The following is an 11,783-nucleotide window of genomic DNA, read 5'->3' as shown; positions in this document are numbered from 1 at the left end:
TTTTTGTATCTACGGTAATTAACCTTAGGTTTCATATTTCTACTCAAGCTGATTCTATGTCGAATATCATTATGCTCACGAACTCATATTAAGGCAAACTGTTTGGATTGAACTAGCACATAACGCCCAATTAAGGGGTGAACAACGCTTCCACCCAAACCTAAAGCATTGTGCCATAAACACTAAATTTGAAGTAGAAGCAAAAGTGCCAAGCGTTGTGAATCCCTCTTAAATTGCTTGTTATGCCTCTGGTGGCAATGGTACTAATGGTGGAGGCGGCGGTGGAACTTTGATCTTACTGTCGAAATGAACTTCTTTTAAATGTTTACATAACCCATCCAAATCGGGGAATAGTGTATGGTCATTAATGCCCATCAAATTCAACTCTTTTAATACTAAGCTCCGCTCAAAAGCCGGTAAGTCAATTTTAAATAAATAGTCATTCCCTTTACTTAAAATAAATTGTTGAATATCTGGAACATTTGTAATTGTCATCACACCCATTTGCCTAACCATACGTTGATTATTGGTAGCATAGGGAACAAAGTTACCAACAAAGGGCACCTGACTAAGCAAGTCAGTTGACGGAGACGTCTCTGCCATCCACTTATCTATATCAAACATATAGATAGAAACCTTATCATCGGGCTTGGCTTCCAACGGTGCTCCCTTGAAAGCAAAATAGGCGGCAATATAAGGCGATAGCGTCCAGTCCAGTAATGGAGTCGGAAAGCCATGGTGCTGCAAACGAGCCAATAGTTCACCAAATTCAATACTATCCTGCAAGTTTACGGGCTTATCAAACGAAGAGAACTGATAATTAACGTCACTCATAATGGACGTTAGATAGGTAAGCATCGGGATTCCCTTGCCAACCGATGCTCTCTGAAAACTTGTCTCCAGCTTCCAAAGTGAAGAACTTTGACCACGGAAATAATACTTCTTACTTCCACTAGTATTTTTGCCAACAAAGGCTTTAAACGATTCCCAATTATAACTCATATGCTAAATTTCCCGTGAGGCATAACGCCAGCTTAAACCGCAGACAACGCACAAAACAAGCTGCTGCATTGCGCCTTAAACACTAAATTCACCGCAAACCAAAAATGCCACGCGTTGTTTGTCGGTTTGAAGCTTTTGTTAGAGCGATACCAACAAAAAAACTCGCTTGGCAATGAAGCACTTCGCTTGCATTCAATGAACGACATCTTAGCCAAAGTGAGCTTCTGCAACCAGACCACAAAGCCCAAAACACCGATTCGGTCGAATATTTAGAAAAACGAGCCAAGAGCAAAGCTTCAAAATACGGTAAACAGGAATGGTTTGAAATAGTCACAACAACTTGGCTTGCGAGAATTTTCCACCTTGGATTTGGTTGAGGAATCAAACTCAAAAAAACCTGAAGCCAGCAACTTTCGAGAACCTGACACCCCTTGAACTACCAAAGCGCTATAACGCCGCATTAAGGTGTGACCAACGCTACCGCCAAACCTTAACCATGCCACCGTAAACACGAAACCCAACCTTTAACTGAAAGTGCCAAGCGTTGGGAATCACTCTTAAATGCTTTGTTATAAATATTATGCGAATAGGTCTTTAACAATACCCCAAACCCCAAATGCGATGGATGTTATTAAAGCAATGCTAGCAACCCACATAGCCTGACAGTGTCTTCTTTGATCTTCAGATTTGAACTTATTGTCAACGAGTTCCTTTAAAGAAGCACTTGGTAATATAAAATTACCCAATGTTGTATTAACGAATTTACTTAAAGATGAAGGAAGCTCGACAGTGGTTCCATTGCTGTGCTGGTTACCTATCGCTATTTTATTAGAATTGGTACTACCTACGAAAGAAACGTAACCATTTTCTTCTAATTCCGTTAATAGCTGAACTAGAGTTACTGTCTCTATTAGCCCATTTCTACAAACTTCTTTATCAAGTGAGTCAACTGATACGTATGTTTTACCTGCTGTTGGGTCAGCCAAGATGCTTTTATTGCTATTGTGACCAAAAAATTCATTTTCTAAAAATAAATCTAGCAAAATCATACCTTCATCTCGAAGTGTCTTTGATTTAACTAACTTACTAAGAATGGCTTTCTCTTCCTTGCTGAAGGTTCTCATTAAAACTCCTAAATATTTATAACGCCCGCTTAAGCCGCTGCCAACGCAACACAACGGCTACCGCATTGCGCCTTAAACACAATTATTACTGCAAACCAAAAATGCCACGCGTTGGCGGTCGGTTTGAAGCGCTTGTTAGAGCGATACAAACAGAAAACTCGCTTGGCAATGAAGCACTTAGCATGCATTCAATGAACGACATCTTAGCCAACAAAACCTACTGCAACCAGACCACAAAACCCAAAACACCAACTCTGTCGAGAATTCAGGAAAACGAGCCTAGAGCAAAGCTTCAACATTCAGCGAACCGGATTGATTTTGAAAGCTTGCAGCAACTTGGATGACGACGACTTTTCCACCTTGATGCTGGTTGAGGAATCAAACTCAAAAACACTGAAGCCAGCAATTTTCGAGAGCCTTACACCCTTTGAACTACCAAAGCGCTATAACGCCAGCTTAAACTGCAGACAACGCACAAAACAAGCTGCTGCATTGCGCCTTAAACACTGAAATCACCGCAAACCAAAAATGCCACGCGTTGGCTGTCGGTTTGAAGCTTTTGTTAGAGCGACACCAACAAATAGACTTACTTGGCAATGAAGCACTTCGCTTGCATTCAATGAACGACATCTTAGACAACAAAACCTGTTGCAACCAGACCACAAAGCCCAAAACACCAACTTAGTCGAGAATTTATAAGAAGGAACCAAAAACAGAACTTCAATATTCGGTGAACCTGATTGGTTTTGAAAGCTTGCAGCAACTTGGTTTGCGCCGAGTTAACCACCTTGATGTTGGTTGAGAAATCGAACACAAAGCACTGAAGCCAGCAACTTTCGATAACCTGACAACCCTTGAATTTTCAAAGCGCTATAACAACTTATTATACAGACACTATCCATATATCTTATTGAATGTGTTCCATATAACAATTCTTCTAGCCAATATAAACTCTAAACATATCAATCACAAAGTATTGGTTGCAAAAATTTTGCGGGCATAAAAGGCGTTCGTATTACACCTAAATCTAAGTTGCTCAAAAAAATATCAACCTGTATGGATACCCAAGTGTAACAATCATCTGCATCTCTACTCATTTTGCAACAATTCAACTAAGTGCTCTGGCAATGTTGCTTCCAAGTTTGGGCTTTCATCCAATAGCCTTTTCAGCTCTTCTCTCGCTTTTGTTCTCTTGCCCTCAAGAACAAGCTTCTCCACTTGAAAAAATGGATTGAACTGAGTGTTTAGCTCAGGGGTGCTTTTAAGCATCCTTTCTTGCTTTTTAAACTCCTTCTCCTCATTCATTTTGGTGGCAGCCGGAGCAGTTTCGGAAAACGCGGGAGCCGCTTCGATATGCGCTTCCAAAGCGTCACCATATTGTTCATAAGGCGTTGATTCTAAATGGATTTCCTCATGCATAAGGTTTGGTTTCTCAACCCATTTCCACGGCGTCAGTAAAGTAACGAATGCAATGGTTGCAACCAGACCAAATATTGGCTTCCAGTTAGCAATATAATGCGGTTTTAAAACCGTTGAATGGTTTGTCTTTGCGTAGTTCAAAATGGCGTCGTCTGTCTCTTTAGACGGTATTTCAACTGCACTTTCTTTGTACATTTTTACGACATTTTCATCATTTAGTGGTGTCGTCATTCTCTACCTCCCAACTTACGTATCAGGCATTCTCTTAGGTTTTCCATTGCGTAACGAAGGCGAGTTTTGATGGTTTCAGGCTTAGAACCTACAATGTCGCAAATCTGTTTGGTCGCAAAACCAGATTCGTGCTTCAACATAAACGCTTCTAACTGAAGTGGCGCAAGACCATCCATACAGGCTCTTATGGCATGTTTACTTTGTAATACATGGGTATTTTCATCCATTTGCTCTACACGCCCCTCATTGAGCGTCGCAAGGTGCTCCCTTTCAGAAAGGCGTTTCCTATAGACATCAATCAGCAAATTATGAGCGATTTGATAGAGCCAAGTAGTAAATTTTGCTTTCGGCTCATAACTTTCACGAGCGTCGATCACTTTAAACCAAACGTCTTGAAACAGTTCCTCTACCATGTTTTTTTGCTCGAGCTTTAACTGACGCCCAAAATACCGATAGAGTGGGGCTTTATGGCGTGAATAAAGCGCAGCAAAGGCACTTTGATCACCTTTGCTGTACATCACCATCAACTGTTCATCCGTATTGTCTTGCATTTATGCTTGTTACCTAAGTAATGAAAGGCGTTAACACACCCAATTTATGCCATTCAAAGGCTTTGTGCCATCTCTACCAATCGTATAAATTCTCCACGGTAATTATGTGGGTCGTCACCTCGGTTAGAGCGCGCAATGCCTGCAATGTCGTCATAGTTAACATGACTTAGATAGTGATTATCCTTTAGTTTTTGAGCAAAAGCCGCAACAGCGGTAGCAAACTGGAAATCTGAGCTGGCTTGCAAGAAATCCGAACGCACGTTCTTTGTCGAAACCACATGCTGCACCAATTTGCTTTCGCTCTTGCTCGGTAATTTATACCTCACTTTTACCTGTACCAGTTCATTGCTGCGAGCTTTCGCATCGGGTGAAGGGATGCTCTTCTGGTACCGCAAGTCGTCAATTTGCCCTTTATCGTTTGCCAATGTCAGCTCATAAAGTGCCGTAACTGAATGCCCAGCACCGATTTCCCCCGCATCAACTGCATCATTATTGAAGTCTTCATCTTTTAATAGTCGATTTTGATACCCGATCAGACGGTACTCTTTCACATTAGCTGGGTTAAACTCCACCTGAATTTTCACATCGTGAGCAATGCTTTGCAACGTGCCGCTCATTTGTCTTAGCAGCACTTTTTTAGCCTCATGTAAGGTATCGATATACGCATGGTTGCCATCCCCTATATTCGCCAGTTGCTCCATCAAACCATCATTATAGTTACCACGCCCAAAGCCAAGCGTGGTTAACGAAATGCCTTTTTCTTTCTCTTGTTTAATGATCGCTTTGAGATCATTAATATTGCTCACACCCACATTAAAATCGCCATCTGTCGCCAGAATTACTCGATTCACACCATTGTTAATAAACCCTTTTTGAGCCTGCTGATAGGCCATTTTTATGCCGCTTTCACCGTAGGTTCCTCCCCCCGCTTGGAGTTGCTTTAGTGCTGCCAAAATAACTTGCTTGCTCTCCCCTTTTGTTGGTTCGAGTACAACAGATGAGTGACCCGCATACGTCACAAGACTCACTGTGTCACGGCTATCCAGTTCTTTAACCAACAAAGCTAAGCTCTGTACCAGTAGGGGCAATTTGTTGGGTTCTGCCATCGAACCTGACACGTCCACTAAGAACACAAGGTTAGAGTCCTTGCGCTCAGAATTTGGAATGTCGTACCCCTTTAGTGCGATGCGAAGTAGATGCCGTTCCGCGCTCCATGGTGAAGGCGCCACTTCTGATTGAACAGAAAAGGGCAGTTTTTTATTTTTAGGCGTGTCGTATTGGTAGTCAAAGTAATTGATGAAAGCTTCTTCTCGAATGGCATCAGAAGGCGGCTTTTGCCCCATATTAATATAGCTTCTGACGTTCGCGTAACTCCCCGTATCCACGTCGATAGAGAACGTCGAAAGCGGTGCCGAAGCCACTTGTTTTACGCCGTTGCTAGGCGTCTCAAGGTAGCGATCTCTATGACCAATATATGGAGAAGGCTCCATGGTGGGTAGTCGACGAGCAATCATCGGCGTTGCCATACGCGTACTCGGAGCAACAAAGGAAACCGAAGGTTCTTGTGCCATATCATATTGAAGATCACTGGCGTCGACTACTGCCACCTCAAGGGCAGCTTTTTCTTTTACAGGTATCGCCACATTTTCAGGTGCCGCCACATTTTGACGCACCACTTCGGTTGAATCATGTTGGTTGGAAGGATCCTGGTTTTGAGTCGTGCCCGTATTCTCAGTGCATGCCGTGACCAAACCCAATGCGATCATCAGTACAGCAATATCGTTTTTAGTGAATGTCATATTGTGTGCCCTATTCGTGATTTGATTAGCGTTTACGTTGGCTAATCGTGTATGAATAAAAGCTATAAACGGACGAAAAGAAAAATGGGGTGAAAAAGTTTTCACTTTTTTGTTTTTTTCAATTCCCTCGAAATATGGGGGTATAAGGAAACGGAATTGACAACGGAATTGAATGAACAACGGAATGGATACAGAAAGGAGACCGTTAGGCACAACATCCATGCCTACTTTAAACCAAAAAACCGTATGGTTCAGAGCGTTATACTCTGTTCCTGTTCAAAGAGATGAACGCAGTGGAATGACCCGCCCTTTCTAAGTTTTTAAAGCATAACCAACGCTAACTTCGCTAAATTATAAGCATCAACAAACCCGGAATGCTGCCGACCTTCCCATTCAATACCGCGAGCTTCCTGAGCCGCTCTATGGCCGATACGCTTGTCTTTTAAACGATGTTGGATTCGATAAATTGTTGCGAGATTTAAAAACTCTTTAAAAGGTAACTCGATCCCCTTTTGCTCACATTCCGACATCAGAATCAGATCATCTCTTCCCCAAGAGGCATAAATTTTGTTTGCCCCGCCAAAGTTCTTGATCATAGACCGAATCACCTCAGCAAGCGGACGACCCTGCTTTTCGAGCAAGCGGGGGGTAATTCCCGTCAACTCACTGCAAAAAAGAGACACCTCATCATGCTCGGGTTTCACATAATACTGTGCTCTTTTCACCACTTCGCCTTTGTGCAAGTCGATTTCTGCTAGCCCTACTTCGATGATTTCACCGGTCGTACCGACACCATCTTTGTTCCAACAGCACATTTCCAAATCGAAGCAGACAACGCGATTGTGGTTCATTTTTTACCTTTTGTTGGATGATTAGGAGAGGAAAACGTTCAAGGCGGCATAGTATACCCAAGTCACCTACAAATTCTAGGTTCCATGCCCACTTTAGGCTAGCCACATCTATCACGCCTGTATCATCGAGGCTCAGCGCCATTACCAACAGAAACACAATTTCTGCCCGCTTGTTTACTTGAATACATCAACGCATCAACGGATTTCATCAACTCCTCTCTCGATTCATCTACCCTAGGCTTAGCACCAGCACTCAAAGTAATACCGATACTCAAACGACCAAACTTAGCTGGGGAACACGCAACACGTCGAATCAACCTGTTCACATAGGCAGAGAGAATATCCGAATCAATATCATAAGTTAAAATACAAAACTCATCGCCACCAATCCGAGCAAAAAAGTCACCATCATTCAATTCTTTTGAAATTAGGGTGGCGACATGCTTCAGTGCCGCATCACCTGCCGCGTGGCCATATTCATCATTGATCACTTTAAATTTATCGATATCAAAGCCAACCAAAGAAAACGGATTATCTTTGTCAATCATATCAGTAAACATGTGGTTAAATGCTCGTCGGTTGTACACCCCCGTTAAGGTATCGTGCTCCACCAAATATCGCAGCTCGCTTGTTTGTTCATCGACCTTCTGTGCTAAACGGTACTTTTCTTTCGACATCAGGTTAACAACAAATGCCGCCAAAGACGCCACCACCAGCCCAGACAACACAATACTGGCCAATGTCCATTTATCATTTGCTGTCATCGGTGCCATAAGCCGGAATGTCAAGATCCATTCACGATTTTGCAAACGGATCGTTTTTCGAATTTTAAGCCCTTCGGTTTCGGACCATTCGGCACTTTCAAATAAAATAGGGTCGTCTTCCGCATCAAAACCCACGTCTTTCACTTGAATAACAAGTTCTTGTTCTGCCGCCGTTCTTAACATCAAATCTTCAAAATAGTGGGTGGTTCGAATCACGCCCACCATCACACCAAGTAAGCTCTGGTCTTCATGTGAAAAAACGGGGTGATAAACCAGCATTCCTGTTCTGGGCAACGTTTTGTCTTCGCCATCTTGCAGCAATCGAATTTTATCTGAAATGTTGGAATCGCCTGTTTCGACAATGTCTTTTAATATCACCCGAAAACGATCCCGAGAAGAATAGAAACCAAGTAACTTTTTGTTCTGCTCATTGTCAGGGTAGATATCAGAAACGACATACGCATCCTCCCCCTCCGGGAGGGTAAAACCAAACGTTTTTGACTTCCCTTGTGGTACGGTGTGAAGCTTGGTTTCAGGGTACGTTTTACGAAGTTGCTTAAGATGGGCATCGATATTTTCCTTTCTTACCCTTGGCATCCATTGGAACCCAATTAAGCTAGACGAATCCTGAATGATTCCCTCTGCAAACAAGGGAAATTGCTTCCAGTCTTCCGGTTCAACAGAATGGAAAAAATTCGCGGCAGCACCAATAAAATCGATGTCCTTCTCAACCAGAACCTTAAGCATTTGGCTTTGCCGTTCTGCAAGATTGTCAAATAACCGAAACGTATGGGTTTGCTGGCTTAGCGCAGCCAAATACACAAAAAGCAGAGTCACAAACGTGATAACGCCAAACGTTAACCAAGGTAAAAAGCTGCCTTTGGGTTGATTGTATCTCTGGTTATTTAGCGGCATAACATCTCTATGGACAATTCTCGACCAATATTTTTCTGAAGAAGATCGTTTTCCCACAGGAGAATGCGTTATCTACAAAACTCGAAGCAGGTTGATATGGCCGAATATCGTATCACACACATATACAGAATGAGATTCCAATAATATCTTTAGCTCATAAATACTCGTTTTGATATGTAACGAGATATTACGTTGTACAAAAATTCAACAAGCTCATTTTTTTCGCGCTTTTTCGCCTTTTTTCTTCCTGCCAACACCCTTGAATATGTTACAGTTCGCCCCAAATTTTTCCGCTATATCTCGGTATTCTGGTCTCTAATGAATCACACGCTATCATTTCCTGAATGCCTATGGCTTATACAGAGAATTCCATTATGAACTTTGATATCAATTTAGTTCCTCAAACTTTCGATATGCTGCACACAGGTCTGGCAGCCTCCAGTGTTTTGTTACTTCTGATCGCCGTGAGCAGAAAATCGAAAGTCATCGAAAAAGTCATCGAAAAGCCTGTCGAAAAGATCGTTGAAGTCGAAAAACCCGTCGAGAAAATCGTCGAGGTTGAAAAGGTGGTAGAAGTTGAGAAAATCATCGAAAAAGTGGTTGAAGTCGAATCGACACTGGCAACCGCTTCTACCGATTCAGCCATGCAGCTGCTTTCCATCATGCAGCAAGAAGCACGTTTAATCGACTTCCTAAAAGAAGATCTCACGTCTTTCTCCGATGAAGAAGTTGGCGCCGCAGCACGCGTTATCCACACTGGCGGTCAAAAAGTACTGAACGAATATGTTTCATTGACTCACATTCGCAATGAAGAGGAAGACACCCGCATTACCATTGAAGACGGATTCAATCCACAACAAGTCCGCCTAACGGGCAATGTAACGGGTACTGCTCCGTTTAATGGCACATTGGTACACAAAGGCTGGAAAGCCGAATCAATGAGCTTGCCGAAATTGGCAGAAAACTACGATGCAACGGTTATCGCACCCGCCGAGGTAGAGCTGTAATGGACGACCAGAATTCACTTTCGAATCCAGCCTCCCCCACCTACAGTATCGGAATCGATTTAGGGACAACGCATTGCGTGCTGTCTTATGTTGATATCACCATTGAAGATACTCGTGTCCAAGTGTTGGACATACCACAACTGACCGCACCCGGCACGGTTGAAAATCGCAGCCAGCTAGGCTCATTTTTATACCAACCTCATGAGCATGAAATGAACCCTGCATCCCGCGTGCTTCCTTGGTCGTCAGAGCCAACCGCACTCGTTGGCGCAATTGCACGCAACCTTGGTTCGAAAACCCCCATCCGCTTAATTGCCAGCGCCAAATCTTGGCTTTGCCATAGCGGAGTGAATCGCAGAGATGCCTTTCTGCCTGCAGGCAGCCCGGAAGAAGTCGAAAAAGTATCCCCTCTTCGTGCGACCGAACTGTATCTGGAGCACCTTAAAGAAGCTTGGGATCACGTAAACCCTCATAACCCGCTGGCTCAGCAAGATGTGACCATTACCGTACCAGCCTCTTTCGACCCAGCGGCGCGAGACCTTACGGCAGAAGCGGCACGAAACGTCGGCTTTGCTCATCTTACCCTTTTGGAAGAGCCACAAGCGGCACTCTATAACTGGATTGATAACAGTAATGATGCATGGCGCGACGAAGTCAACGTAGGCGATATTGTTCTTGTCGTAGATATTGGTGGGGGCACCACAGACCTTTCATTAGTCGAAGTCACCCAAGATAATGGCAATCTGTCTCTCAACCGTATTGCCGTTGGCGAGCATATCCTGCTGGGTGGCGACAACATGGATCTGGCGCTCGCCTACCGCTTGAAGATGAAATTGGCACAGGAAGGGAAAGAACTTCAGCCTTGGCAAGTTCAAGCCATGACTCACGCTTGCCGCGATGCCAAAGAGACACTGTTGAACAACGCAGAACTGCAAGCGGTGCCTATTGTTGTACCAAGCCGTGGCTCCAAGTTACTGGGGGCAACATTAAAAACAGAGTTGACTCAGCAAGAAGTCCAACAAACGCTTGTAGAAGGGTTCTTCCCAAAAATCGCGGTTTCAGACCACCCTGTTCAAAAACCCCGAGGCGCATTAACGCAGATGGGGTTACCTTACGCGCAAGATGCAGGCATCACTCGCCACATTGCCGCGTTTCTTTCCAAGCAAGCTAACGCTCTACAAACCGATGCTTCGTCTGAGCAATCCACTGCTCCCGCTCAAGATTTTAATCCTTTCGCAAACATGCCGGGTATGCCAGAGGTGGAAAGCAATGAACAAGCGCCCAACTTTATTAAACCATCGGTTATTTTGTTCAATGGTGGGGTGCTTAAGTCCCCTCTTCTCGCGGAGCGATTGGAAGAAACCATTAACGAATGGCTGATTGAAGCCGATTGTGAATACGCCAAACGCTTAACGGGTGTCGATTTGGATTTGGCGGTGGCCAGTGGCGCCTCATACTATGGTGCCGTGCGTCGTGGTCAAGGGGTTCGAATCCGCGGTGGTATTGCATCGTCTTACTATGTCGGCATCGAAAGCGCCATGCCTGCGATCCCGGGTATGGCCCCCCCCATGGAAGCGCTTTGTGTGGCTCCGTTCGGCATGGAAGAAGGCTCCAGCGTTCAAGTTCCAAGCCAAGAGTTTGGGTTGATCATCGGTCAGCCAGTTCATTTCCAATTCTTCGGTTCAACCGTTCGCCGCGAAGACAAAGCTGGAACACATTTGGATTACTGGGCACCAGAAGAATTGGATGAACTGCCAGAAATTCAAGTCACGCTGCCGGTCTCGGATGGTCGACGCGAAGGCGACGTGGTGCCTGTTACGTTAGCGTCTCGAGTAACGGAGCTAGGCACCTTGTATTTAGAAGCCATTGCAGCAGACAACGGTCAGAAATGGCATGTCGAGTTCGATGTGCGTGAAGACAATCTGCGTGAAGACAATCTGCGTGAAAACAATGTACGTGAAGACAATGTACGTAAAGACAATGCACATATAGACAATGCATCCCGTGGTGAAGAGAAGACATCCAGTGACTCTCCTAACCAACAGTAAACACCAAAACGGCATCCAGTGGATGCCGTTTTCTAATGCCTGTTGACCTAATTAAAAATAACAGAAGGTTTT

10 protein-coding genes and 1 pseudogene are annotated in these 11,783 nt (G+C 44.1%); 4 read left to right on the top strand and 7 right to left on the bottom strand.

What is annotated here, in order from left to right; genetic code table 11:
• Positions 1-240: 240 nt before the first annotated feature.
• Positions 241-1,002, bottom strand: coding sequence for an FRG domain-containing protein (locus tag HC752_RS15675; RefSeq protein WP_075761638.1), 762 nt, complete (start codon positions 1,000-1,002; stop codon positions 241-243).
• Positions 1,003-1,580: 578 nt separating this feature from the next.
• Positions 1,581-2,126 (bottom strand): hypothetical protein, encoded by a 546-nt coding sequence (locus tag HC752_RS15665; protein WP_041852932.1) that lies wholly within the window; start codon positions 2,124-2,126, stop codon positions 1,581-1,583.
• 101 nt (positions 2,127-2,227) lie between these two features.
• Here HC752_RS15665 and HC752_RS24825 point away from each other — a divergent pair, with 101 nt between their 5' ends.
• Positions 2,228-2,470, top strand: coding sequence for a hypothetical protein (locus tag HC752_RS24825; RefSeq protein ID WP_238930533.1), 243 nt, complete (start codon positions 2,228-2,230; stop codon positions 2,468-2,470).
• 745 nt (positions 2,471-3,215) lie between these two features.
• Here the strand turns inward: HC752_RS24825 and HC752_RS15655 are convergent.
• The 3 genes from HC752_RS15655 to HC752_RS15645 are packed head-to-tail and all read right to left on the bottom strand — an operon-like array spanning position 3,216 to position 6,126.
• Positions 3,216-3,776 (bottom strand): hypothetical protein, encoded by a 561-nt coding sequence (locus tag HC752_RS15655; protein WP_190336102.1) that lies wholly within the window; start codon positions 3,774-3,776, stop codon positions 3,216-3,218.
• Positions 3,773-4,327, bottom strand: coding sequence for a sigma-70 family RNA polymerase sigma factor (locus tag HC752_RS15650; protein ID WP_190336101.1), 555 nt, complete (start codon positions 4,325-4,327; stop codon positions 3,773-3,775). The genes HC752_RS15655 and HC752_RS15650 overlap by 4 nt, the downstream gene beginning before the upstream one ends.
• Before the next feature lie 53 nt (positions 4,328-4,380).
• Positions 4,381-6,126, bottom strand: a complete 1,746-nt coding sequence (locus tag HC752_RS15645) for a vWA domain-containing protein (RefSeq protein ID WP_190336100.1) — start codon at positions 6,124-6,126, stop codon at positions 4,381-4,383.
• A 172-nt stretch (positions 6,127-6,298) separates the two neighbouring features.
• Between HC752_RS15645 and HC752_RS15640 the strand changes: the two genes are divergently transcribed.
• Complete coding sequence (locus HC752_RS15640) at positions 6,299-6,442, top strand: hypothetical protein (RefSeq protein ID WP_190336099.1); 144 nt, start codon at positions 6,299-6,301, stop codon at positions 6,440-6,442.
• Positions 6,443-6,446: 4 nt separating this feature from the next.
• Here HC752_RS15640 and HC752_RS15635 read toward each other — a convergent pair whose 3' ends face one another.
• Entirely contained in the window at positions 6,447-6,977 is a 531-nt protein-coding gene (locus HC752_RS15635; RefSeq protein ID WP_190336098.1) for a 3'-5' exonuclease, read from the bottom strand.
• Between the two features lie 122 nt (positions 6,978-7,099).
• The gene (locus HC752_RS15630; protein WP_190336097.1) at positions 7,100-8,656 is read right to left on the bottom strand and encodes a sensor domain-containing diguanylate cyclase; all 1,557 of its coding nucleotides are present in this window, start codon (positions 8,654-8,656) and stop codon (positions 7,100-7,102) included.
• Between the two features lie 374 nt (positions 8,657-9,030).
• Between HC752_RS15630 and HC752_RS15625 the strand changes: the two genes are divergently transcribed.
• Together HC752_RS15625 and HC752_RS15620 are read left to right on the top strand one after the other, a co-directional pair.
• Positions 9,031-9,663, top strand: coding sequence for a DUF2760 domain-containing protein (locus HC752_RS15625; protein ID WP_190336096.1), 633 nt, complete (start codon positions 9,031-9,033; stop codon positions 9,661-9,663).
• Positions 9,663-11,609, top strand: a pseudogene (locus tag HC752_RS15620) (Hsp70 family protein); the annotation flags it as partial. The gene HC752_RS15625 and the pseudogene HC752_RS15620, both read left to right, overlap by 1 nt.
• Between the last annotated feature and the right edge of the window lie 174 nt (positions 11,610-11,783).

Source organism: Vibrio sp. S9_S30 (genome assembly GCF_014694455.1).
Lineage (GTDB): Bacteria > Pseudomonadota > Gammaproteobacteria > Enterobacterales > Vibrionaceae > Vibrio.
The sequence above is the reverse complement of the archived record's forward strand: the minus strand, read 5'-3'. Positions and strand labels throughout refer to the sequence as shown.